The sequence below is a fragment of the Bradyrhizobium sp. CIR48 genome (genome assembly GCF_014198315.1).
In the GTDB taxonomy this organism is placed as follows: Bacteria; Pseudomonadota; Alphaproteobacteria; order Rhizobiales; family Xanthobacteraceae; genus Bradyrhizobium.
In genome coordinates this window covers 391,570-416,578 of record NZ_JACIHG010000005.1, presented here as the reverse complement: position 1 = coordinate 416,578, position 25,009 = coordinate 391,570, and the positions used below count along the sequence as shown (strand labels likewise).

19 protein-coding genes are annotated in these 25,009 nt (G+C 64.0%); 15 read left to right on the top strand and 4 right to left on the bottom strand.

The annotated features are described in order from the left end of the window. The first annotated feature begins 42 nt into the window (after nucleotides 1–42). Nucleotides 43–960: an intradiol ring-cleavage dioxygenase gene (locus tag GGD66_RS18350; RefSeq protein ID WP_183258566.1), complete on the top strand. Its 918-nt coding sequence runs from the start codon at nucleotides 43–45 to the stop codon at nucleotides 958–960. 388 nt (nucleotides 961–1,348) lie between these two features. Next, a complete protein-coding gene (locus GGD66_RS18345; protein ID WP_177237258.1) occupies nucleotides 1,349–1,498 on the top strand; it encodes a hypothetical protein in 150 nt (49 codons plus the stop codon). An 834-nt stretch (nucleotides 1,499–2,332) separates the two neighbouring features. Here the strand turns inward: GGD66_RS18345 and GGD66_RS18340 are convergent. Both GGD66_RS18340 and GGD66_RS18335 read right to left on the bottom strand, forming a co-directional pair. Further along, a complete protein-coding gene (locus GGD66_RS18340; protein ID WP_183258680.1) occupies nucleotides 2,333–4,069 on the bottom strand; it encodes a bifunctional protein-serine/threonine kinase/phosphatase in 1,737 nt (578 codons plus the stop codon). A gap of 60 nt (nucleotides 4,070–4,129) precedes the next feature. Next, on the bottom strand, nucleotides 4,130–4,969 hold the full coding sequence (locus tag GGD66_RS18335; RefSeq protein ID WP_026202814.1) for a formate/nitrite transporter family protein: 840 nt from the start codon (nucleotides 4,967–4,969) through the stop codon (nucleotides 4,130–4,132). A 673-nt stretch (nucleotides 4,970–5,642) separates the two neighbouring features. On the opposite strand from GGD66_RS18335, the gene GGD66_RS18330 reads away from it, so the two are divergent. From GGD66_RS18330 to GGD66_RS18280, 11 genes are all read left to right on the top strand, one after another. Next, the gene (locus tag GGD66_RS18330; protein ID WP_183258565.1) at nucleotides 5,643–6,962 is read left to right on the top strand and encodes a CmpA/NrtA family ABC transporter substrate-binding protein; all 1,320 of its coding nucleotides are present in this window, start codon (nucleotides 5,643–5,645) and stop codon (nucleotides 6,960–6,962) included. 61 nt (nucleotides 6,963–7,023) lie between these two features. Further along, entirely contained in the window at nucleotides 7,024–7,920 is an 897-nt protein-coding gene (gene ntrB, locus GGD66_RS18325; protein WP_179739540.1) for a nitrate ABC transporter permease, read from the top strand. 14 nt (nucleotides 7,921–7,934) lie between these two features. Next, the gene (locus tag GGD66_RS18320) at nucleotides 7,935–8,729 is read left to right on the top strand and encodes an ABC transporter ATP-binding protein (RefSeq protein WP_183258564.1); all 795 of its coding nucleotides are present in this window, start codon (nucleotides 7,935–7,937) and stop codon (nucleotides 8,727–8,729) included. Between the two features lie 336 nt (nucleotides 8,730–9,065). Further along, complete coding sequence (locus GGD66_RS18315) at nucleotides 9,066–10,445, top strand: MFS transporter (RefSeq protein ID WP_018322790.1); 1,380 nt, start codon at nucleotides 9,066–9,068, stop codon at nucleotides 10,443–10,445. 119 nt (nucleotides 10,446–10,564) lie between these two features. After that, nucleotides 10,565–10,993, top strand: coding sequence for a globin family protein (locus GGD66_RS18310; protein ID WP_183258563.1), 429 nt, complete (start codon nucleotides 10,565–10,567; stop codon nucleotides 10,991–10,993). A 10-nt stretch (nucleotides 10,994–11,003) separates the two neighbouring features. Then, the gene (locus GGD66_RS18305; protein WP_179739532.1) at nucleotides 11,004–12,221 is read left to right on the top strand and encodes an NAD(P)/FAD-dependent oxidoreductase; all 1,218 of its coding nucleotides are present in this window, start codon (nucleotides 11,004–11,006) and stop codon (nucleotides 12,219–12,221) included. Between the two features lie 28 nt (nucleotides 12,222–12,249). Next, nucleotides 12,250–14,946: a nitrate reductase gene (locus tag GGD66_RS18300; protein WP_183258679.1), complete on the top strand. Its 2,697-nt coding sequence runs from the start codon at nucleotides 12,250–12,252 to the stop codon at nucleotides 14,944–14,946. Between the two features lie 205 nt (nucleotides 14,947–15,151). Further along, the gene (locus GGD66_RS18295; protein ID WP_183258678.1) at nucleotides 15,152–16,054 is read left to right on the top strand and encodes an SMP-30/gluconolactonase/LRE family protein; all 903 of its coding nucleotides are present in this window, start codon (nucleotides 15,152–15,154) and stop codon (nucleotides 16,052–16,054) included. A 45-nt stretch (nucleotides 16,055–16,099) separates the two neighbouring features. Further along, nucleotides 16,100–16,939 carry an aldo/keto reductase gene (locus tag GGD66_RS18290; protein WP_183258562.1) on the top strand — a complete coding sequence of 280 codons (840 nt, stop codon included), beginning with the start codon at nucleotides 16,100–16,102 and terminating at the stop codon, nucleotides 16,937–16,939. 187 nt (nucleotides 16,940–17,126) lie between these two features. Further along, nucleotides 17,127–18,068 carry a DMT family transporter gene (locus tag GGD66_RS18285; RefSeq protein ID WP_183258677.1) on the top strand — a complete coding sequence of 314 codons (942 nt, stop codon included), beginning with the start codon at nucleotides 17,127–17,129 and terminating at the stop codon, nucleotides 18,066–18,068. Between the two features lie 60 nt (nucleotides 18,069–18,128). Then, nucleotides 18,129–19,208, top strand: coding sequence for a zinc-binding dehydrogenase (locus GGD66_RS18280; protein ID WP_183258561.1), 1,080 nt, complete (start codon nucleotides 18,129–18,131; stop codon nucleotides 19,206–19,208). A gap of 142 nt (nucleotides 19,209–19,350) precedes the next feature. Here the strand turns inward: GGD66_RS18280 and ppk2 are convergent, their stop codons facing one another. Together ppk2 and GGD66_RS18270 are read right to left on the bottom strand one after the other, a co-directional pair. After that, nucleotides 19,351–20,271 (bottom strand): polyphosphate kinase 2, encoded by a 921-nt coding sequence (ppk2, locus tag GGD66_RS18275; protein ID WP_179739524.1) that lies wholly within the window; start codon nucleotides 20,269–20,271, stop codon nucleotides 19,351–19,353. Nucleotides 20,272–20,367: 96 nt separating this feature from the next. Next, nucleotides 20,368–20,829 (bottom strand): Lrp/AsnC family transcriptional regulator, encoded by a 462-nt coding sequence (locus GGD66_RS18270; protein ID WP_028144303.1) that lies wholly within the window; start codon nucleotides 20,827–20,829, stop codon nucleotides 20,368–20,370. A gap of 134 nt (nucleotides 20,830–20,963) precedes the next feature. Between GGD66_RS18270 and GGD66_RS18265 the strand changes: the two genes are divergently transcribed. Together GGD66_RS18265 and GGD66_RS18260 are read left to right on the top strand one after the other, a co-directional pair. Then, entirely contained in the window at nucleotides 20,964–23,327 is a 2,364-nt protein-coding gene (locus GGD66_RS18265) for a transketolase (protein ID WP_183258560.1), read from the top strand. Between the two features lie 249 nt (nucleotides 23,328–23,576). After that, the gene (locus GGD66_RS18260; RefSeq protein WP_092259658.1) at nucleotides 23,577–25,007 is read left to right on the top strand and encodes an aldehyde dehydrogenase family protein; all 1,431 of its coding nucleotides are present in this window, start codon (nucleotides 23,577–23,579) and stop codon (nucleotides 25,005–25,007) included. Nucleotides 25,008–25,009 lie beyond the last annotated feature (2 nt).

Here is a 25,009-nt window from a genome sequence, read left to right as displayed (position 1 = left end):
AGGCCCCCCCGGGGCCAATGAGAAAACGCAGGGCAAACCATCATGACCCAGTTCAACGAGACTGATCTCACCCAGGCCGTCGTCAAAAGCTTCGACAGCACGCCCGATCCGCGCGCGAAATTCCTGCTCCAGGAATTGGTGAAGTCGCTGCACGATTACGTGAGCAAGACGGGTCTCACCTTCGAGGAATGGGAGTACGCCATCGATTTCCTGACCCGCACCGGGCAGAAATGCACCGAGACCCGCCAGGAGTTCATCCTGCTGTCCGACGTGCTCGGTGTCTCCATGCTGGTCGACGCGGTCAACCATCGCGACCGCGAGGGCGCCACCCAGACAACCGTGCTCGGCCCGTTCTATGTCGGCGAGCACAAGGTGACCGCGCACGGCACCGACATCTCGCCGAACAATCAAACCGGCGAGCGGATGTTCGTGCAGAGTCGCGTTACCGATCTCAAGGGCAAGCCGCTGGCCAATGTCCCCGTCGACGTCTGGCATGCCGATGACGACGGCTTCTACGATTCCCAGAAGCCGAACTATGACGAGGTCGGCGCTTCGGCGCGGGCGCGCTTCATCACCGATGACGACGGCCGCTTCTTCTTCCGTACCATCTTGCCGTGCAGCTATCCGATCCCGACCGATGGCCCGGTCGGCGAGATGATCATGCAGACCAAGCGTCATCCGATGCGCCCGGCGCACGTGCACTTCCTGGTCAACGCGAAGGGATACGAGCCGCTGATCACGCACGTCTTCATGGACGGCGACAAATATCTGGATTCCGACGTGGTGTTCGGGGTCAAGGATGATCTCGTCGCCAAGGTCGAGCCGCGCAACGATCCCGCGATGCCTGACGGCTCCAAGGCGGACGGTCAGTGGCATTTGATGAGCTATGAATTCCACCTCAAGCCCGGTGGCGGCATGGCGCCGACGCCGCTTGGTGTGAAGGCTGTGGAGCGGGCCTGATGGCCCGCCGGGATGCTGCGGCACTCCGGGCGCGTACGACGTCCGCTGTGTTTCCGATAGCGGCACAATAACGGACCTCAGCGTTCGGACTTGGGCCATCCACGGAAATCGTCAACCTACCAGCGATTGAACCGACACTTGGTCGACTGAACCGAGTCACCACCCAAGTCTACCTAGGTATGGTCACTTCATACCTGCGCGCGATGGCGCCGGCCGGGTGCTTGGTGGTACCGATGCATCCAGAGTGAAAAGCAACGGAACCGGTCTGCGAGCCGGCAGTTGCGGGACAAGGCCGGCGGCGTAGCGCCCGCCGGCCCTTCTCCCGAACTAACCGGCGCTTTGCCGCTCAATTGCTGCTGATTGCCATGGTTGGTGCAGAGAGTACGCCATGAGAAACATCGCCGATCTCCTGATGCGGTTCTGGCAGGGAAGCCGACCCGCGTCCAATACTCAGATTGCGGCTATCGCTGAAAACCAGGATCGATCCAGCATGGCTGATTTTGTCAGGATCCTGCAGGCCTACGATCAAGCCCCGTAGGGCCGACCGCGTCTGTCCGTGATACGGATGTCAGGCAAACAAAACTCAAGACGCGGCCTCACCGCTAGATGGGCCCGTCAGCGACGGGGATCTTGAAGTCTCGGAATTCGGCCGGTGCGCGCACGATGCGTTGCACGATCACCGATCAGGGTTTGGGACCCATTCCTCCGCGGTTGAGTCCCAATGATGGGTGTCGTCGAACTGTTTCCAGAGTGGCCGCCTTGACTTACTTTCACCGCTCTGTCGGTTTGCATTCGGTGCGCGGAGTTGGACGACGAGCGCCCCGGCCTTCATCACCCATTCGCGAGCGTTATATCGGGAGTTCCATTTGATTGCCGCGAGCATTGGATGCCTCCTTCAAAGTAAGAAGCTTTCGTCACTTTAGCCCGAGCCAAGACCCAAGGATGTAAACCACTTCACAGTTGGTCAACATCTTCGACATAGGGGCCGGCGACCTCACCACGGGGCGACCTCAACTAGGTTCGCTCGACGTTCCGGCCTCCGGCATGGGTCACGTTGCCGCGCGATCAAAAGGCACGCGACGAAACGCAGCATTGTACTTGCGCGCGAAGGCGCGTCCTTTTGAGAAAGTGTATTCTATCGCTGATGGGCGGCGCTCGATAGAGGCCAGCGCATGCTTGAGCTTTGGAACAGCTGGTACGACACCCTGGCGTCGGTGGAGGCGCTTGCCACGGTCATCATCATTGTCCTAGTGGCTGCAGGCGCTATCACGCTGGCGGATAGTCGGCGCCGATGGACGCGTCCGACAAAAGATTGATTTAGGGAGACCTCGATAAAGTTCCCGCATGACCGTCAAGAGTCGACGCTTCGGCCCTAGCGGGCGTGCAGCAGCGCCAGCAGCACGACGACGGCGCAGGCGAGAGCGGCCGAGGTCAGCTTCCAGAACATCAGCGGGCTGCGCTCCAATAGCGGCGTGATCCGCGTGTCGAGATAGGCCGGATTGGGCGCGCGAAGCTCGAAGACGAATTCGGACAGGTCCTCGTGCCGCTTGTAGGGATCGGGATGCAGCGCGCGGCGGAGCGCGCCGTCGATCCAGGCCGGCACATTGCGGTCGTCGTCCGCGGAGCGATATTTGAGCCTCCGCACGTCCGCCTTGCGCCGGATCCTGGCAATTTGGGCGCCGTAGGGAAGCTTTCCCGTCAGCATCTGGTAGCAGATCACCGCCAGCGAAAACATGTCGGAGCGCGGCGAGCCGCCTTGCCCGAGAAAATACTCCGGCGCCGTGTACTGGACCGTGCCCAGGATCTCGTCGGCCTCGTCCCGTGGCGCAGCCTCCGCGACGCCCGCGACCCTGACCGATCCGAAGTCGATGATCTTCGCGGTGCCGGTCTTGTCGATCAGGATGTTGTCGGGCCTGAGATCCTGATGCAGCATCTCCATGCGGTGGAAGGCGCGCAGGCCCGCGGCTATCTGCTCAATGATGCCACGCACCGTCTCGAGATCGGGGCGCGGATTGTCGGTCATCCACTGTTTCAGGGTCTGCCCCTCGACGAATTCGGTCGCGACATAGAGATAATTGCGGCGCCGCGACTGTGACAGCGGCTTCAGCACGTGCGGGCTGTCGATCCGGCGCGCGATCCACTCCTCCATCAGGAAGCGCTTGAGATAGGCGGCATTGTCGCGCAAATCGACCGACGGCAGCTTGAGCGCGACCGGCTCCTCGGTCTCGACATCGACGGCGAGATAGATGTGGCTGCGGCTGCTGCCGTGGATCTCGCGGACGATGCGGTAGCCGTCGAACATCGCGCGCGGCTCTGGCAGCGGGGGCAGCGGCAATTGTGAGGTCTGATTGAAGATGCCGGCCGGCTCGCGCTGCGGCACCGCGTCGATGCGGATAATCTGGACGGTGATGTTGTCGTCGCTGCCGCGCCGGTAGGCCTCCTCGACGATCGCCTTGGCCGCTCCATCGAGCTCGCCTGCGTGCTCGTTCAGCGCGCTTGTGATGAAGCGCGCGTCGACGAATTCGTAGGCGCCGTCGGTCGCCAGCAGGAACGTGTCGCCGGCCTCGACCTCGAACGCCAGGTAGTCGATCTCGAGCTGCGGATTGATGCCGAGCGCGCGGCCGAGATAGGTCTGCTCCGACGATACGATGATCCGGTGATCGTCGGTGAGCTGCTCGAGCGCCTTGCCCGCGACGCGGTAGATGCGGCAGTCGCCGACATGGAAGATGTGCGCTGTGGTCGCCTTGATGACCATGGCGCTCAGCGTGCAGACATAGCCCTTGTCGCGGTCATAGGCGTATTGGCTCTTGCGCGTCTGCGCGTGCAGCCAGGAATTGGTCGCATCCAGCACGCGGCGGGCGGACGTCTTCACCGTCCAGGATTCCGACGTGCAGTAATAGTCCATCAGGAAGCTCTTGACCGCCGACTCGCTGGCGATCTGGCTCACCGTGCTAGAGGAGATGCCGTCGGCGAGGACCGCCGCGATGCCCTTCAGGCCGAGCAGCGGCTCCTCCGGAATCAGGACGCCGTGGAAATCCTGGTTGACCGGCTTGCGGCCCTTGTCGGAGTGCTGGCCGACCGAGATCAGGAGTCCGCGGGTCATCGTCATCACCAGGAGAGGGGAGCCTCACCCTGGCTGGGCGAGGCTCCCCTGTCGAGACGTGTTTGATCAGGCCGCAACGCGGGGCTTCGCGGCCTTGTCGGCCTGCCGCTTCGGCAGGGTCATGACGTGCGTGGCGTAAAGGGTCATGCCGGTGAAGGCGAGGCCGCCGACGAGGTTGCCGAGCACAGTCGGGATCTCGTTCCAGATCAGATAGTCCAGGATCGAGAACTTTGCGCCGAGCAGCAGGCCGGACGGGAACAGGAACATGTTCACGACGGAATGCTCGAACACCATGTAGAAGAACACCAGGATCGGCATCCACATCGCGATGACCTTGCCGGGGACCGAGGTCGAGATCATGGCGCCGACGACGCCGGTCGAGACCATCCAGTTGCAGAGCATGCCGCGCATGAACAGCGTCGCCATGCCGGCCGCACCGTGCGCGGCGTAGCCGAGCGTCCGGCTTTCGCCGATGATTCCGATGGCGGTGCCGACCTTGTCCGGCGGCTGCGTGAAGCCAAAGGTGGTGACGAAGGCCATCATGAAGGCGACCGTGAACGCGCCGGCGAAATTACCGATGAACACGAGGCCCCAGTTGCGCAGCACGCCGCCGATCGTGACGCCGGGACGCTTGTCGATCAGGGCAAGCGGCGAGAGCACGAACACGCCGGTCAGGAGGTCGAAGCCGAGGAGGTACAGCATGACGAAGCCGACCGGAAACAAGAGCGCGCCGACCAGCGGCTGACCCGTGTTGACGTTGATCGTGACGGCGAACCATGCGGCGAGCGTGAGGATGGCGCCGGCCATGTAGGCGCGGATGATGGTATCCCGGGTGGACATGAAGATCTTGGACTCGCCCGCATCCACCATCTTGGTGACGAATTCCGAAGGCGCGAGATACGACATCAATGGTTCCTTTTGCTTCGTAAGAGAGATCGGCGCGCCCGGGAGCGCGGCTGCAACGTCATGGGCCGTGCCGGCTGGCCTGCCGCGCACGAGGGCTATGGAATGTCTGGAAGCCTTGGGAATCGCGTCACGAGGACTAAAGCCAGGAACGGCCGCGAGGCAGTTGAGCTTCCGGATGCAGCCGCCAGAGGCTGCACAATGCGGCGAGCCGCAGTCTTCGTTGACGTTCATAGAGAAGCAAGTTGCGTGCCGCGCCGTCCGGCAAGAAAAATATAGTCACATCAATAACATGGATCTGGGCCCGATCCGGCATCACAGCACTTGGCGGCCTGTTGCTTGATCGGTTGCACAAGGTTTGTGCGCCGCACAAGAATTAAGCAGGCCGCAACTTTCGCATGCGGGTTGGACCTGCGACAGTCGCGCGCAGTCTCTTTAATGTACTGATATATAATAAGTTTTCGCTGTGTCGGGCTTGGCATGAAGCTTGAATAGTTCCATGCCGACGCCATTGAAGCCGTCCCGCGAGACTTCTCATCCGACTTGCCGACGCCATCAGGCGGGGGTCTCCCCGCCGTGCGTTCGCATGCGCCAAAGACGGCGCCGCCGGACGGACGGGCTGCTCGTGTGCACTGACGCCATCAATTCTGCAACGACGCAAAGGACGATACAGCCTATGACCAAGCGCACCCGCCGGCCCTCGGAGACTGGCCTCAGCCGCCGTCAATTGTTGAAGGCCACCGGCTCGACCGCCGCACTTCTCGCCGCCGCAAAACTGAATTTCCCCGCCGGCGCTTTCGCGCAGGATTCAGGCCCCGAGGTCAAGGGTGCCAAGCTCGGCTTCATCGCGCTGAGCGATGCCGGCCCACTCTTCGTCGCCAAGGACAAGGGACTGTTCGCCAAATACGGCATGCCCGACACCGACGTGCAGAAGCAGGCCTCCTGGGGCACCACGCGCGACAATCTCGTGCTCGGCTCCGAAGGCAACGGCATCGACGGCGCGCACATCCTGACCCCGATGCCTTATCTGATCTCGGCCGGCAAGGTGACGCAGAACAACCAGCCGACGCCGATGTACATCCTGGCGCGGCTCAACCTCGACAGTCAGTGCATTTCGGTCGCCAACGAATATGCCGACCTCAAGCTCGGTGTCGACGCATCGCCGTTCAAGGCGGCGCTGGAGAAGAAGAAAGCCTCCGGCAAGGCCGTGAAGGCCGCGATGACCTTCCCCGGCGGCACGCATGATCTCTGGATCCGCTATTGGCTCGCCGCCGGTGGCATCGATCCCGACAAGGACATCGAGACCATCGTGGTGCCGCCGCCGCAGATGGTGGCCAACATGAAGGTCGGCACCATGGACTGCTTCTGCGTCGGCGAGCCCTGGAATCTGCAGCTGATCAATCAGAAGATCGGCTACACCGCGGTCAACACCGGCGAGCTCTGGAACAAGCATCCGGAAAAGTCCTTCGGCATGCGCGCCGCCTTCGTCGACAAATATCCGAAGGCCGCCAAGGCGCTGCTGATGGCCGTGATGGAAGCCCAGCAATGGGCCGACAAGGCCGAGAACAAGGCCGAGCTCGCCGCCATCATGGGCAAACGGCAGTGGATGAACTGCCCGGTCGAGGACGTGCTCGATCGCAGCGCCGGCAAGTTCGACTACGGCATCCCCGGCAAGGTGGTCGAAAACTCGCCGCACATCATGAAGTACTGGCGCGACTTCGCTTCTTACCCGTTCCAGAGCCACGACCTCTGGTTCCTCACCGAGGACATCCGCTGGGGCAAGTACGAGCCTGGCTTCGACACCAAGGCGCTGATCGCCAAGGTCAATCGCGAGGACATGTGGCGCGATGCGGCCAAGACTCTGGGCGTCGCCGCCGCGGAAATTCCAACCTCCACCTCGCGTGGCAAGGAGACCTTCTTCGACGGCAAGGTGTTCGATCCCGAAAATCCGGCAGCCTATCTGAAGTCGCTCGCGATCAAGCGCGTCGAAGTCTGATGGAGCCTGCGGCCGCCGTCAGGCGGCCGCTTCGTCCTTTGAAGCCGGAGAGGGATTTTCGATGAACATGCCTGCCACCAAGATTGAGCTTGAGATCGCGTCGCCTGCGGCCGTTGCCGCGCCGGTCGTCGCGCTGACGCCGAAGCGCCCGCCGCGCACGGAAGCCTATGCACGGATGGCGCGGGAAACTGCCGTGCGCGTGATCCCACCGCTGGTCGTGATCGCGCTTTTGACGCTGGTCTGGGAACTGGTCTGCCGCCGCGCCGGCTCGGCGCTGCCGCCGCCGTCGAAAGTATTCAAGGACACCAAGGAGCTGATCCTCGATCCGTTCTTCGACCATGGCGGCATCGACAAGGGCCTGTTCTGGCATCTGTCCGCCAGTCTGCAGCGCGTTGCCCTGGGCTATTCGCTCTCGGCGATCGCCGGCATCGCGCTCGGCGTCCTGGTCGGACAGTCGGTCTGGGCCATGCGCGGGCTCGATCCGCTATTCCAGGTCCTGCGCACGATTCCGCCGCTGGCCTGGCTGCCGCTGTCGCTCGCGGCCTTCCGCGACGGTCAGCCCTCGGCGATCTTCGTCATCTTCATCACCTCGATCTGGCCGATCATCATCAACACTGCGGTCGGCATCCGCAACATCCCGCAGGACTATCGCAACGTCGCCGCGGTGGTGCAGCTCAATCCGCTGGAATTCTTCGCCAAGATCATGATCCCGGCGGCCGCGCCCTACATCTTCACCGGCCTGCGCATCGGCATCGGCCTGTCCTGGCTCGCGATCGTCGCGGCGGAAATGCTGATCGGCGGTGTTGGCATCGGCTTCTTCATCTGGGACGCCTGGAACTCCTCGCATATCAGCGAGATCATTCTGGCGCTGTTCTATGTCGGCATCGTCGGCTTCGTGCTGGACCGCGTGATCGCGGGCCTCGGCAAGGTCGTCACCCGCGGCACCGCGCTGAACTAAGGAGGAGAGGGTACATGACCGCCTATCTGAAGCTCGACCACATCGACAAGGTCTTTACCCGCGGTGCCGCCACCACGGAGGTGCTGAAGGAGATCAATCTCACGATCGAGAAGGGCGAATACGTCTCGATCATCGGCCATTCCGGCTGCGGCAAGTCGACCCTGCTCAACATCATCGCGGGGCTGACCAACGCCACCACCGGCGGCGTGCTGCTGGAGAATCGCGAGGTCAACTCGCCGGGGCCCGACCGCGCCGTGGTGTTCCAGAACCACAGCCTGTTGCCGTGGCTCACCGTGTACGAGAACGTCAGGCTCGGTGTCGACAAGGTCTTTGCCAGGACCAAGTCCCGTGCCGAGCGCGACGCCTGGGCCATGCACAATCTCAATCTGGTGCAGATGGCCCATGCCAAGGACAAGCGTCCTTCCGAAATCTCCGGCGGCATGAAACAGCGCGTCGGCATTGCGCGCGCGCTGGCGATGGAACCGAAGGTGCTGCTGCTGGATGAGCCGTTCGGCGCGCTCGACGCACTGACCCGTGCTCACTTGCAGGACTCGGTGATGGCGCTGCATCAGAAGCTCGGCAACACCATTTTGATGATCACTCACGACGTCGACGAGGCCGTGCTGCTGTCCGACCGCATCGTGATGATGACCAATGGGCCGAGCGCGCGCATCGGCGAGGTGCTGGAGGTACCGCTGGTGCGCCCGCGCAAGCGGCTCGAGCTCGCCACCAACACCACATATCTGAAGTGCCGCCAGCGCGTGCTCGAATTCCTCTATGAGCGTCATCGCTTCGTCGAAGCCGCGTAACGAAGAGTTAACGCAAGCGGATGCCTGCGCACAAATAATCGACATCCCGCTCAATCCTTGTGCGTCGCACAAGGATTGAGCGAATCGCAAATTTTGCGTGCGAAAAAGCTCTCCAGAAATTTCTGGCAATACGAATAACGTCCTGAAATCCCTGTATTTCCAGCGTGCGCGCAACTGGCACGGAAATTGAAATGTCTTTGCGCGACGCCAACGACGACGTCCCTCAACATCATCAATCAGCATCGTGAACTCGCCACCGGGGTGAAGCCTCGGAGCGCGCCTCCATGTGAGGCAGAGCCTGCAACGACGCAGCGGTGAGCCTGGAAGGGATACTCAATGACGAAGAATCCTACTTGGATTTCAGACTGGCGCCCCGAAGATGAGGCGTTCTGGAATGCGACTGGCAAGACTATCGCGCGACGCAACCTGATCTGGTCGATCGTGGCCGAGCATATCGGCTTCTCGGTCTGGCTGATCTGGAGCATCGTCACCACCAAGCTGCCGCAGGCGGGCTTTCACTACTCGACCGACCAGCTGTTCCAGCTGATCGCGGTGCCGGGGCTGATCGGCGCCCTGATGCGCTTTCCCTACACTTTCGCGGTGACCACGTTCGGCGGTCGCAACTGGACCATCTTCAGCGCGGCGATCCTGTTCATTCCGACCTTGTCGCTTGCCTATTTCGTGAGCCAGCCCGATACGCCGTTCTGGCTGATGCTGCTGATCGCCTCGACCGCGGGTCTCGGCGGCGGCAACTTCGCCTCCAGCATGACCAACATCTCCTTCTTCTTCCCCGACCGGATGAAGGGCTGGGCGCTCGGCCTGAACGCGGCCGGCGGCAATATCGGCGTCTCCAGCGTGCAGCTCCTGACCCCGATCCTGATGACGCTCGCCGTCTTCAACCTGTTCCAGGCGACGCCGGTCGACGGCATCTTCCTGCAGAACGCCGGCCTGATGTGGGTGCTGCCGATCGCGATCGCGGTGTTCGGTGCCGTGTTCTTCATGAACAACCTGACCACGGCGAAGTCGTCGGTGAAGAACCAGCTTGCGATCGTCAAGCGCAAGCACACCTGGATCATGGCGTATCTCTATATCGGCACGTTCGGCTCGTTCATCGGCTATTCGGCTGCGTTTCCGCTGCTGATCAAGACCCAGTTCCCGCAAATCACGATTGCGATCGCGTTCCTGGGGCCGCTGGTCGGCTCGCTGTCGCGGCCGCTCGGCGGCTGGCTTGCCGACAAGATCGGTGGCTCCGTCATCACCTTCTGGAACTTCATCGTGATGGCGGGCGCAACGGTCGGCGTGCTCTACTTCGTCGGGCAGAAGGATTTCATCGGCTTCCTGTCGATGTTCCTGATCCTGTTCGTGACGACGGGCATCGGCAACGGGTCGACCTATCGCATGATCCCCTCGATCTTCCGCGAAGAGAACCTGTTCAAGGTGCGCGGCAAGGGCGATGCGGCGCGCGCGCTCGCGCTGAAGACGGCGAGCATCGAGAGTGGTGCGGCGGTCGGCTTCATCGGCGCGATCGGCGCCGTTGGCGGCTACCTGATCCCGACTGGTTTCGGCAAGTCGATCGCCCTGACCGGCGGCCCCCAGCTCGCGCTCGCGATCTATCTCGGCTTCTACGCCAGCTGCCTCGGCTTGACGTGGTGGTTCTACCTGCGTCGCGGCCCGCAGGGTGAGGGCGCGTCAAGCCTCGCGGAGGCGCGAGTCTGACACTTGGTACGAATCTCGCTTCTCCCCGTACGCGGGGAGAAGCATTGCCCGACAGTTTGACCATGAACCTGGTTCGCAATGGCGCGCACCAAGGCAAACCCAACAGGCAGGAGAACATCATGACGCCAGAACAGATCACCCTCATTCAGCAGAGCTTCGCCAAGGTCGCGCCGATTTCGCAAGCTGCCTCCGTGTTGTTCTACGATCGTCTGTTCGAAGTGGCGCCGTCCGTGCGTGCGATGTTCCCTGAAGACATGACCGACCAGCGCAAGAAGCTGATGGGCATGCTCGCCGCCGTCGTCAGCGGCCTGTCGAACCTGGAGACGATTCTTCCCGCGGCCTCCGCGCTCGCCAAGCGCCACGTCGCCTACGGCGCCACCGCCGAGCACTACCCCGTGGTCGGCGCGACTCTGCTGTGGACCCTTGAGAAGGGCCTTGGCGACGCCTGGACGCCGGAATTGGCAAAGGCCTGGACCGACGCTTACGGCGTGCTGTCCGGCTACATGATGTCCGAGGCCTATGGCGCGCAAGCGCAGGCCGCTGAATAGGAGATGCCTCGTGAGTGAACCGCTGGTCATCGTCGGTAACGGTATGGCAGCCGCGCGTCTGGTCGACGAGCTCGCCAAGTCCGCACTCGGCCGCTACGCGGTCGCCGTGATCGGCGAAGAGCCGCGGCTCGCTTACAATCGCGTGCTGCTTTCATCCGTGCTGGCCGGCGAGACCGGCTCGCACGAGATCGAGCTCCGGCCGGCCGATTGGTGGCGCCATCGCGGCGTCACGGTGCGCTACGGCTATCGCGTCACCGAGATCGACACCGGCCGCCGCGAGCTCAAGATCGAAGGCGAGGAGAGCATGGAATATTCCAAGCTCGTGCTCGCCACCGGATCGACGCCGCTGCGGCTGAATTTGCCGGGTGCCGATCTCGCCGGTGTGCACACGTTTCGCGATACGCGCGACGTCGACCTTTTGCTGACGCTGGCCGCTGCGAAGAAGCGCGTTGTCGTCGTCGGCGGCGGCCTGCTCGGGCTCGAGGCAGCCTACGGCCTTGCCAAGGCCGGTGCGCCGGTGACGCTGCTGCATTTGATGGACCGGCTGATGGAGCGTCAGCTCGATGGGCCGGCCGCCGACCTGCTCAAGACGCTGGTCGAGCGCAAGGGCATCCGCATCCTGCTCAATGCCTCGACCGCCCGCATCCATGGCGATGGTCATGTCGAGGCCGTCGAGCTTGCCGATGGTAGCCGCATCGAGGCCGATGCGGTGATCTTCGCCGCCGGGATCAAGCCGAACGTGGCGCTTGCCAAGGACGCCGGCATCGCCGTCAACCGCGGCATCGTCGTCAACGATGTGATGCAGACGGCATCGCCCGACATCTTCGCGCTCGGCGAATGTGCCGAGCATCGCGGCACCTGCTATGGCCTGGTCGAGCCCGCCTATGAGCAGGCGCGGGTGCTGGCACGGCATCTGGCCGGCCGGCCCGCCGCCTATCAGGGCAGCGTGGTCTCGACCAATTTGAAGGTCTCTGGCGTCAGCGTGTTCTCCGCCGGCGACTTCATGGGCGGGGAGGGCAGCGAGAGCCTGGTGCTGACCGACCGCAGGCGCGGCACCTACAAGAAGCTCGTGATCGCCGACGGCCGGCTCACCGGCGCGGTGCTGATCGGCGATACCGTCGATGCGCTCTGGTATCTCGAGCTGATCCGCAATCGCGACAAGGTTGCGGCGATCCGCACCGACATGATGTTCGGCCGCGCGCTTGCGCGTTCTTCCGAGGCGGCTTGATAGAGCCGGCGTGACAAGGCAGCTTGATATGACGGCGATCGATCCCGCGCTTCGTGCCACCAAGACGACCTGTCCCTATTGCGGCGTCGGCTGCGGCGTGCTGGCGACGCCGGATGGCAAGGGCGGTGCGGCGATCGCGGGCGATCCTGACCATCCCGCCAATTTCGGCCGGCTGTGCTCGAAAGGCTCAGCGCTCGGCGAGACCGTTGGCCTCGAAAGCCGTCTGCTCTATCCAATGATCCGCTGTAAGGGCGCGCTCGAACGCGTCGCCTGGAGCGATGCGCTCGATCATATCGCCCATCGCATGCAGCACATCGTGGCGCGCGACGGCGCCGACGCGGTCGCGTTCTATCTCTCCGGTCAGCTCCTCACCGAGGATTACTACGTCGCCAACAAGCTGATGAAGGGCTTTGTCGGCACGGCGAATGTCGACACCAATTCACGGCTCTGCATGTCGTCCTCGGTCGCCGGCCATCGCCGCGCCTTTGGCGCCGACACAGTCCCCGGCTGCTACGAGGATCTCGACCAGGCCGATCTGCTGGTCTTCGTCGGCTCGAACGCGGCCTGGTGCCATCCGGTGCTGTTCCAGCGCATGCTGAAGAACCGTGGGGAGCGTGGCGCGCGCATGATCGTGATCGACCCGCGCCGCACCGACACTGCGAGCGATGTCGATCTGTTCCTCGGCCTCAAGCCCGGCACCGATACCGCGCTGTTCTCCGGTCTGTTCGTCCATCTCGCCGACAATGGTGCGCTGGACCAGGACTACATCGCGCAGAACACGAGCGGTTTCGACGATGCGCTGGCGCGTGCGCGCAGCATCGCCGGCAGCGTCACTGCGACGGCGCTCGCGACGGGCCTCTCCGAGCAGGACGTCGCCACCTTCTTCAAGATGTTCCGCGACACGGACCGCGTCGTCACGCTGTATTCGCAGGGCGTCAACCAGTCGGCACAGGGCACCGACAAGGTCAACGCGATCCTGAACTGTCACCTCGCCACGGGACGCATCGGCAAGCCCGGCGCCTCCCCGTTCTCGCTCACCGGCCAGCCCAACGCGATGGGCGGCCGCGAGGTCGGCGGTCTCGCCAATATGCTCGCCGCGCATATGGGCTTCACGCCGCCCGACATCGATCGTGTCAGGCGGTTCTGGAAGGCGCCGCGCATCGCCACCCATGAGGGCTTGAAGGCGGTGCAGCTGTTCGAGGCCATCCATCGCGGCGAGGTCAAGGCGCTCTGGGTGATGGGCACCAATCCCGCGGTGTCGCTGCCCGATGCGGACTTCGTGCGTGAGGCGTTGAAGAAGCTCGAGCTGTTCGTGGTCTCCGAGAACGTGCTCTCCAACGACACGGTCGATGCCGGTCCGCATGTGCTGCTGCCGGCGCTCGCCTGGGGCGAGAAGTCGGGCACCGTGACCAATTCCGAGCGCCGCATCTCGCGCCAGCGCTCATTCCTGCCGGCTCCGGGAGAGGCGCGGCCGGACTGGTGGATCCTGAGCGAGACGGCAAAGCGTCTCGGCTTCGGCGACAGCTTCAACTACAAATCCGCCGCGGAGATTTTCCGCGAGCATGCCGCGCTCTCGGCGTTCGAGAACGACGGTAGCCGCGATTTCGACATCGGCGCGCTCACCGGGCTGTCGAACGAGGCCTTCGACGCCTTGAAGCCGGTGCAGTGGCCGGTGCGCGAAGGCGAGGCGTCCAGCGAGCGCTTCTTTGCAAAGGGCGGCTTCTTCACCAATGACGGCAAGGGCCGCTTCGTCGCGCCGGAGGTGCCGTCGCTGCGCGGCGAGACCGGCGCCTCGCGCCCGCTCAGGCTCAATACCGGACGCATCCGCGACCAGTGGCACACCATGACGCGCACGGGTCTCAGCCAGCGGCTGGGCGCGCATCTGCCGGAACCCTTCGTCGAGATCCATCCTGATGATGCCGGCAAATACGGCATCGTTCACGACGGCTATGCCCGCGTTACCACCGATTACGGTCAGTGCATCCTGAAGGTCGTCGTCAGTGACGGCACTCAGCGTGGGACATTGTTCGCGCCGATCCATTGGAGCGCGATGAATGCCTCGCATGGCCGCGTCGGAGCACTGGTTCAGTCCTTCACCGATCCGTTCTCGGGGCAGCCGGAATCCAAGGCGACGCCGGCCGCGATCGCGCCTTACGAATTCGTCTTCCGTGGCTTTGCGCTGTCGCGGAAGCAGCTCGATCTGCCGCCGAACCTGTTGTGGACCCGCGTCACGGTCACCGGCGGCTTCGGCTATCTCTTCGCCGACAACGCCGACCTTTCGCGCTGGCCGGCCTGGGTCGAGAGCGTCGCCGGCGAGGACGTCGCCGACTATCGCGATTTCGGCGGCGGGGTCTATCGTGCGGCCTCGTTCGCGGGTGATCAGATCGAAACTTGCTTGTTCGTCGGTCCCGCGCATGACGCCGGCGATTGGGAGGTGGTGAAGAGCCTGTTCGTGGCCGACCACGTCAGCGACGATCAGCGCCGCATGTTGCTGTCAGGCAAGTCCGGCGAGGGCGCCGCCTCGACCGGGCCGATCGTCTGCGCCTGCTTCGGTGTCGGCCGCGGCACCATCTGCGACACCATCGCGGCCGGCACGCGCTCGGCTGCCGAGATCGGCGCCAAGCTCAAGGCCGGCACCAATTGCGGCTCCTGCATTCCGGAGCTGAAACGCCTGATTGCAACGACGGACGTGGCACCGGTGAAGCAGGCGAAGGTCGTCGCATAGGCTCGGCTGTCATCGCCCGGCTTGACCGGGCGATCCAGTACGCCGAGACATCTGTGATGAAGCGGTGAGGCCGCGGCGTACTGGATTCCCCGCTTTCGCGGGGAATGACAGTGAGAGCGACGCGCCATGCCTCCGCCTCAATCGACGCGCCGTCGATTGTGCCCTATGCTGCGCGCTCCCCCTCAACACGTCCAAAACAACAATGATGTACCTGGAAACGCCGCCGCGCCTGATCGAGACGAAAATCTTTTCCACCATGCCCGAAAAGTTCCGCCGCAAGGGCGTGCGGACCGATTGGGCCGATGCCAACCGGCCGAATGTGCCGACCGACAGCTTCATCGAAGGACCGTCTTTCGACACGGACGGCAATCTCTACATCGTCGACATTCCCTTCGGCCGCATCTTTCGCATCGCGCCTGACGGTGAGTGGTCGCAGGTCGTCGAATATGAGGGCTGGCCGAACGGACTGAAGATCGCCGCGGACGGGCGCATCCTGGTGGCCGACTACAGGCACGGCATCATGGAGCTCGACGCCAAGGCTGGCCGCATCAAGCCCATCCTGACCGCGCGCAATTCGGAATCGTTTCGCGGCTGCAACGATCTGCATCTTGCTTCCAATGGCGACATCTATTTCACCGATCAGGGCCAGACCGGCCTGCACGACCCCAGCGGTCGCGTCTATCGTCTCGCATCGAATGGCCGGCTCGATTGCCTGGTCGACACCGGTATCAGCCCGAATGGCCTGGTGCTCGATCCCACCGAAACCGTGCTGTTCGTCGCGATGACGCGCGACAACGCGGTGTGGCGGTTGCCGTTCATGAAGGGCGGCAGCGTGTCCAAGGTCGGCCGCTTCTGCTCGCTGTTCGGCACCAGCGGTCCCGATGGCCTGACCATGGACGCCAAGGGCCGCCTGTTCGTCGGCCATGCCTCGCTCGGCCACGTCTTCGTGTTTGCGCCGAACGGCGAATTGCTTGCGCGGATCAAGTCGTGTGCGGGGCCGAATTGCACGAATGTGGCGATCGGTGGCGCCAACAAGGATCGTCTCTATATCACGGAGTCATCGACCGGCAGCGTGCTGGTGGCTGATATCAGCGGATTGAACTCCTGAGCCTTGTGGCGGTTGCCCGAGCGGAGGAGCGACAGCGGAGCAAACATGAACACAAACCCTTTCGGCAAAACCGGTGCCAACGTCTCCGTCATCGGGCAGGGCACCTGGTATCTCGACCATGGCGACCGCAAGCGCGCGATTGCCGCGCTTCAGCGCGGGCTTGATCTCGGTATGACGCACATCGACACCGCCGAGATGTATGGCGATGCGGAGCTCGTCATTGCGGATGCGATCGCGGGTCGCCGTGATGAAGTGTTCCTCGTCTCCAAGGTGTTGCCGAACAACGCGTCGCGCGGCGGAACCATCACCGCCTGCGAGCGGTCCCTAAAGCGGCTGAAGACCGACCGTCTCGATTGCTATCTCCTGCACTGGCGCGGTTCCTATCCGCTCGAAGACACCGTCGCCGCGTTCGAGGAACTGGTGAAATCAGGCAAGATCAAATCCTGGGGCGTTTCCAATTTCGACGCCGATGATCTCGACGAGATTCTCGATGTCGCCGGCGAGGATCGTATCGCCTGCAATCAGGTGCTCTATCATCTGAAGGAACGCGCGATCGAGCACGCGGTGATTCCGTGGTGCGAGCGGCATGGTGTTTCCGTGGTCGCCTATTCCCCGTTCGGTCATGACGATTTCCCTGATGCACGCAGCAAGGGCGGTGCCGTGCTGGCGCGCATCGCAGAGGCTCGTCGCGTGACGCCGCGTCAGGTCGCGCTCAGCTTCCTCACCCGTGCGACTACGGTGTTCGCGATTCCGAAGGCCTCGTCCGCCGAACATGCCGGCGAGAATGCGGCGGCCGGTGATCTCGTGCTGACGAAAGACGAGATTTCGGCGTTAGATGCGGCGTTTCCGCGCGGTCCGAAGCCGCGCAGCCTGCCCATGCTGTAACGCACAAACGGCCATTATTAACGGAGCATTGACGCGCGCGGCGGCTCGCGCATATCGGCATCCTGTTTTCGGAAGTTGTGAACGCGGCGCATTTGTCGTTTTTTACAACCGTTCTCGATTCGCATTTTCCCGGGTTCCAGCCGTGACACCGCCGCCCGCCGCAGCCGCAAGGCTCGACAGTATTCCCATGCCCGTGCCGGAGAAGAAGCAGAAGGCTCGCCGCGCGCCCGCGCGCGTCGACCATCCCTTCAAGGGCATTGCGCTGGTGCTGCTGTCGACGATCTTCCTCGGCTGCTCCGACACCACCGCGAAATATCTCTCGACCAGCCTGCCGTCGATCGAGATCACCTGGATCCGCTTCGTCACGTTCGCGCTGATGTTCACGCCGGTGATGCTGCCGGGCTCGCCGCTGCATGCGATGCGCACCGAGCGGCTCGGCCTGCAGCTGATGCGCGGTGCCGCGCTGCTCGGCTCCTCGCTGTTCTTCATCACCGGCCTGAGTTTCCTGCCCATCGCGGAAGCTTCCGCCACCGGCTTCGTTTCGCCGCTGTTCGTCACTGCGCTGTCGATCGTCTTCCTGAGCGAGAAAGTGGGCCTGCGACGCTGGATCGCGACCGGGATCGGCCTGACGGGCGTGCTGATCATCCTGCGGCCGGGCACCAGCGCGTTCCACGCCGCCGCGTTCTTCCCGATCGTCTCGGCGTTCTGCTGGGCCGCCGCGCTGATCCTGACGCGCATGATGAGCGGGCGTGAAGCCGTGCTCACCACGATGGCGTATTCCGCGCTCACGGGCGTTGCGATCCTTTCCGTGATGGTGCCGTTCGTCTGGATCACGCCGAGCTGGACCGCGATCGGGCTCGGCATCGTGATCGGCGTTGCCTCGACCGTCGGCCAGTGGATCATCGTGCTGGCCTATCGCTATGGCGATGCCTCGGTGCTTGCGCCGTTCTCCTACACGCAACTGCTCTGGGTCAGCATTTTGGGCTTCTTCATCTTCGGTGAAGTCCCTGATCTCTGGACGGTCGTCGGCGCAGCCTTCATTGTCGCCAGCGGTCTCTACATCGCCCATCGCGAGCGTATCCGCCGCGCCCAGCTGCTGGTGCTGGAAGAGCGTTCCCCGAACGCCTGACGCAAGATCACGCGTCCCGCTTCGTGCTATCAACGACTCCAACGACAGGGGAGGAGCCGGATGCGCGCTGCGATTTTCAGGAACGGTGAGATTGTCGTCGACCGGATGGCCGAGCCGAAGCCGGGCCCCGGCCAGGTGCTGGTCAAGACGCTCGCCTGCGGCATCTGCGGCTCCGACCTGCATGCGCGCCAGCACGCACCGCGGATGGTGGAGATGGCCAGGAAGACCGGTCGCACGCCGATGGATCTGTCGCGTGACGTCGTGTTCGGTCACGAATTCTGCTGCGAGATCGTCGATTACGGCCCCGGCACGGAACGCAAGCTCAAACCGGGGACGCATGTCTGCTCGCTGCCCGCGCTGGTGACGCCGGAAGGCATCAAGGGGATCGGCTATTCCAACGACTTCGTCGGCGGCTATGCGGAGCAGATGGTTTTGAGCGAGCCGCTCCTGCTCGAAGTGCCCAACGGCCTTGCGCCGGAACATGCGGCATTGACCGAGCCGCTCGCAGTCGGCGTTCACGCCGTGGCGAAGGCCAATATCCGGGGCGGCGAGGTCCCGCTCGTCATCGGTTGCGGCCCTGTTGGGCTCGCAGTGATCGCGGCGCTGAAGATCAAGGGGCTGCACCCCATCGTCGCCGCCGACTATTCGCCGGCGCGCCGCGCGCTCGCGGCAAGGCTCGGCGCCGACATCGTCGTCGATCCCAGGGTGTCGCAGCCCTATGCGACCTGGGCCGAGCACGCGCAGATGTCGGATGCGGAGAAGGCCGCGCGGCCGCCGTTCCAGGCCATGCTGCCCGCGCTGAAGCCCGCGATCATCTTCGAATGTGTCGGCGTGCCCGGTCTGCTGCAGCAGGTGTTCGAGGGAGCGCCGCGCGATGCCAAGATCGTCGTGGTCGGCGTCTGCATGGAGACCGACAAGAGCGAGCCGATGCTCGGCGTCATGAAGGAGCTCAACGTCCAATACGTGCTGGGCTACACGCCGGACGAATTCGCAGGTTCGCTGCGGCTGATCGCGGAAGGGCAGGTGGATGCGGCGGCGATGGTCACGGCCGAAGTCGGCATCGACGGCGTCGCCAAGGCGTTCGCCGATCTCGCCAATCCTGAAGCCCACACCAAGATCATCGTGCAGCCGTGGCGGTGACGGTCTCGTAGGGTGGGCAAAGGCGCAAAGCGCCGTGCCCACCATCTTTCCCGATTCAAACGCAGATGGTGGGTACGCTTCGCTTTGCCCATCCTACGAGACCTGAGTCCATACCCATGCAGGCCGAATTCGTTCGCCCCCGTCAATATTTCTCCGGCACGTACATCTCCGGCGGAACCGGGCCGCGCTGATAGTCGGGGTGGCGGACGCGCGGCGGCAGCATCACCGGCGCGCGAGCGACCTCCTGATACGGGATCTGGCTGAGGAGATGCGCGATGCAGTTGAGCCGCGCGCGCTTCTTGTCGACGGCATCGACGATCCACCACGGTGAGTCCGGCAGGTGCGTGTGCTCGAGCATCGTCTCCTTGGCCTTGGTGTATGCCTCCCAGCGGCTGCGCGCCTCGACGTCCATCGGGCTCAGCTTCCACTGCTTGAGCGGATCCTTGATGCGCATGGTGAAGCGGAACTGCTGCTCGTCGTCGGTGATCGAGAACCAGTATTTGACCAGGATGATGCCGGAGCGGATCAGCATGCGCTCGAACTCGGGCACCGTCTTGAAGAATTCCTGGTACTCCTCCTCCGAGCAGAAGCCCATCACGCGCTCGACGCCGGCGCGGTTGTACCAGCTGCGGTCGAACAGCACGATCTCGCCGCCGGCCGGCAGGTGCGACACGTAGCGCTGGAAGTACCATTGCGTGCGCTCGCGCTCGCTCGGGGCGGGAAGCGCCGCGACGCGGCAGATGCGCGGATTGAGGCGCTGGGTAATACGCTTGATGACGCCGCCCTTGCCGGCGGAGTCGCGCCCCTCGAACAGCACGACAACCTTCTTGCGCTCGCTTTGCACCCAGTCCTGCAGCTTGACCAGCTCGCCCTGGAGCCGCAGCAGCTCCCGGAAATAGAGCTTGCGATCGACCGTCGGACCCGGTGTGTCGGTTTCGTCCAGGAGCTCGTCGAGCCTCGTGTCATCGAGCTCCATCTCCAGCTCCTCGTCGAGGTCGTCGGCCATCTCCTGAATGATGCGCTCGCGCTTGGCGGTTTGGAAGGTGCGGTCGGATGCGGTCATGGGCTTCTTCTCTCGGCTAGGGTGCCAGTGTTACCAACGACCATCGGCGGGGTTTGTTGCGTCCATGTGACAGCCGCTCTGTCACGCTGAGGCAGGTCACACCGGCAGCGCGATCGAATATTTCACCTGGCTCAGCGCAAAGCTCGACTCGATCGAGGCGATGCCGTCGAGCCGGGTCAGCTTGGTCTTGAGAAACGTCTCGTAGGAGGCGAGGTCGGCCGCGACGACGCGCAGGAGGTAGTCGCGGTTGCCGGTCATCAGATAGCACTCCAGCACCTCATCCCATTTCGAGATCGCGCGCGCGAAGCGGTTGAGATCCTCCTCCTTCTGCCGCGCCAGCTTGATCGAGATGAAGACGCTGACATGCAGGCCGAGCGCCTTCTGGTCCACGGTCGCAACGTAGCGGCTGATGACGCCGCGCTCCTCCAGCAGCTTGACCCGGCGATGGCAGGGCGAGACCGAGAGCCCGACCTTGTCGGCGAGTTCCTGCATGGTCAGCCGGCTGTCGGCCTGAAGCAACGCGAGGATTTTGCGGTCGATGGCGTCGAGCTCTGGCATTGGGATGAAACCTGTATATTCGGGGTAATCATTAGTATGGTATCCCAATATCGGGTGGTATTGCGCGAAAAATTGAGAAGTTTGGCGCCTCCCACGGGCGTATCATCGTGGCACCTGTTCCCGGGAGCCTTGCCATGCCCGTCGATACCGCCCGCCTCGACACCTTGACCGCGCTGAGCCGCAAGGCGCTGTGGCTGTCGTCCTGGACCATCCACCACGCCAACCACATCCGCCCCAATGCCGACGGCCTCAAGGTCGGGGGACATCAGGCCTCGTCCGCCTCGCTCGCGACCATCATGTCGGCGCTGTATTTCCACGTGCTGCGCCCCGAGGATCGCGTCGCGGTGAAGCCGCATGCAAGCCCAGTGTTCCACGCCATCCAGTATCTGTTCGGCCGGCAGAGCCGCGAGAAGCTGGAGAACTTTCGCGGCTTCAAGGGCGCGCAGTCCTATCCCTCGCGGACCAAGGACGTCGACGACGTCGATTTCTCCACCGGCTCGGTCGGCCTCGGCGTTGCGCAGACGCTGTTCGCTTCGGTGGTGCAGGACTATGTCAAGGCGCATGGCTGGATGAAGGATCGCCGCGAAGGGCGGATGATTGCGCTGGTCGGCGATGCCGAGATGGACGAAGGCAACATTTTCGAGGCGCTCGCCGAGGGCTGGAAGCACGGCCTGCGCAACACCTGGTGGGTGGTCGACTATAACCGCCAGTCGCTCGATGCCGTCGTGCGCGAAGGGCTCTGGGAAAAGTTCGAGACCATGTTCCGCAATTTCGGCTGGGACGTCGTCATCGTGAAATACGGCCGCCTGATGCGCGAGGCCTTCGCCGAGCCCGGCGGCGAGGCGCTTAAAGCTTGGATCGACAATTGCCCGAATGCGCTCTACGCCGCGCTCTGCTTCCAGGGCGGCGCCGCGTTCCGCAAGCATCTGCATGACGAGATCGGCGACCAGGGCCCGATCACCAGGTTGATCGACAAGCGCAGCGACGACGAATTGCTGGCGCTGATGTCGAATCTCGGCGGCCACGACATGGCGAGCATGCTGGAGGCGTTCGAGTCCATCGATCACGACCGTCCGGTCTGCTTCATCGCCTACACCATCAAGGGCGTCGGCCTGCCGTTCCAGGGTCACAAGGACAATCACGCCGGCCTGATGACGGTCGCGCAGATGGAGAAATATCGCGACAGCCAGAACATCCGGCCCGGTCACGAATGGGAGAAGTACGAAGGGCTCGCGCAATCCGCCGCCGAGCTCGACGCGTTCCTCGCGCGCGTGCCGTTCAACCAGGACGGCCGCCGGCTGACCGCGCCCGTCGTCGAGGTGCCCCAGCAGCTCGCGTTCAAGCCGTCACCGCAGATGTCGACCCAGCAGGGCTTTGGCCTCGTGTTGAACGAGATCGCGCGCAGCGACAGTGAGTTGGCCAAGCGCATCGTCACGACCTCGCCCGATGTCACGGTGTCGACCAATCTCGGTCCGTGGGTCAACCGGCGCGGCCTGTTCGCGCGCGCCGAGAAGGCGGACTTATTCCGCAGCGAGAAAATTCCCTCGACGTTCAACTGGGACTTTTCGCCCAAGGGCCAGCATCTCGAGCTTGGAATTGCCGAGATGAACCTGTTCATCATGCTCTCGGCGCTTGGGCTGTCGCACCAGATCAACGGCGAGCGGCTGCTGCCGGTCGGCACGCTCTATGATCCCTTCATCGAGCGCGGGCTCGATGCGCTGAACTACGCCTGCTACCAGGACGCGCGCTTCATGGTGGCGGCGACGCCATCAGGCATCACGCTCGCGCCCGAGGGCGGCGCGCACCAGTCGATCGCAACGCCCCTGATCGGCATGGCACAGGACGGGCTCGCCTCGTTCGAGCCGGCCTTCGTCGACGAGCTCGCCGTGATCATGGCTTTCGGGTTTGAGCACATGCAGCGCGAAGCGGGCGAGGGCGGCTCGGTGTACCTGCGGCTGTCGACGCGCAGCATCGAGCAGGCGCAGCGGATCATGACGCCGGAGCTGCAGCAGGGCATCACCGACGGCGCTTATTGGCTGCGCAAGCCGGGCCCGAATGCCGAAGTCGTGATCGCCTATACCGGCGCGGTGGCACCTGAGGCGATCGAGGCGACCGGCTTCATCGGCGAGAGCCGGCGCGATATCGGCCTGCTCGCGATCACCTCGGCGGACCGCCTCCATGCGGGCTGGACCGCCGCGCGGAAATTGCGGCGGGATCGCCGCGGCGTGCAGCATCTCAGCCACATCGAAAAGCTGCTGGCGCCGCTGCCGCGCGACTGCGGCATCGTGACCGTGATCGACGGCCATCCCTCCGCGCTCGGCTGGCTCGGCAGCGTCCGCGGCCACCGCGTCGAGGCGCTCGGTGTCGAGCAGTTCGGCCAGACCGGCACGATCGCCGACCTCTATCGGCACTACGGCATCGATGCCAACGCCATCATCGATGCGGCCGAAAGCCTCACCACCGGCGCGCCGGTGCTGCACCGGAAGATGGCGGTGTAGTGGAAGTAATCGAGGTGTCATTCCGGGGCGGCTCGAAGAGCCGAACCCGGAATCTCGAGATTCCGGGTTCGATGCTTCGCATCGCCCCGGAATGACGGCTGAGAGAACCTTGCCACGTTCCCGCCATCGGCTCATATAACCTCCGTCCGCCGCAACGCTGGCCCCGCATATGGCGGGTTCAATTGCCGGCGCTTTCGTGCAAGGATGCCTGCCGAAACGCCCCCACATGCCCCCAAGAAGAGGTTAACGATGGTCAATCGCATGCAATTCTACATCGACGGCGCCTGGGTCGATCCCGCCGTCAAGAAGTCCACCGCCGTGGTCAATCCCGCGACGGAAGAGGCGATGTACGAGGTTGCGCTGGGCTCCAAGGCCGACGTGGACAAGGCGGTTGCCGCCGCCAAGCGCGCCTTCGCAACCTTCTCCCAGACCAGCCGCGAGGAGCGCGTCGCGCTGCTCACCAAGGTCATCGAGGTCTACAAGGGCCGCCTCAAGGAGATCGGCGCGGCCGTCTCCGACGAGATGGGCGCGCCGCTGCCGATGGCGGAGAAGCTCCAGGCCGGTGCCGGCCTCGGCCATCTTATGACCACGCTCGACGTGCTCAAGAACTACCATTTCGAAGAGCCGGTCGGCACCGCCATGGTGCTGCGCGAGCCGATCGGTGTGGTCGGCATGATCACGCCCTGGAACTGGCCGCTCAATCAGATCGCCTGCAAGGTCGCGCCCGCGCTCGCCGCCGGCTGCACCATGATCCTGAAGCCGTCGGAGTTCACGCCGACCTCGGCGCTGATCTTCGCGGAAATCCTCCATGAAGCTGGCGTGCCCAAGGGCGTGTTCAACCTCGTCAACGGCCTCGGCCCCGAGGTCGGCGCCGCCATGAGCGAGCACCCCGATATCGACATGATCTCCTTCACCGGCTCGACCCGCGCCGGCATCGACGTGGCCAAGCGCGCCGCGCCGACCGTGAAGCGCGTCAGCCAGGAGCTCGGCGGCAAGTCGCCGAACGTCATCCTCGAAGGCGCCGACCTCATGAAGGCGGTGACCGGCGGCGTGATGCACATGTTCAACAACTCCGGCCAGTCCTGCAACGCGCCCTCGCGCATGATCGTGCCGCTGTCCAAGATGAAGGACGTCGCCGCGATCGCGAAGGCCGTCGCCGACAAGACCAAGGCCGGCGATCCCCGCGCTGAAGGCACCACCATCGGCCCCGTCGTCAACCGCGGCCAGTGGGACAAGATCCAGGGCCTGATCAAGAAGGGCATCGACGAGGGCGCAACGCTCGTCGCCGGCGGCCCGGGCTTGCCCGAAGGCGTCAACAAGGGCTTCTATGTCCGCCCCACCATCTTCGCCGACGTCACTCCTGACATGACGATCGCTCGCGAAGAAATCTTCGGGCCGGTGCTGACCATCATCGGCGCCAAGGACGAAGCCGAAGCCGTACAGATCGCCAACGACACGCCGTATGGCCTTGCCGGCTACGTCACGGGTGCCTCGGTCGAAGACGCCAAGCGCGTCGGCCGCCAGATCCGCGCCGGCAACGTCAACCTCCAGGGCGTGCCCAACGACCGCACCGCGCCGTTCGGCGGCTACAAGCAGTCGGGCAACGGACGCGAGTGGGGCAAGTACGGCCTCGAGGACTTCCTCGAAGTGAAGGCCGTCGCCGGTTTCAACGCGGCGTAAGT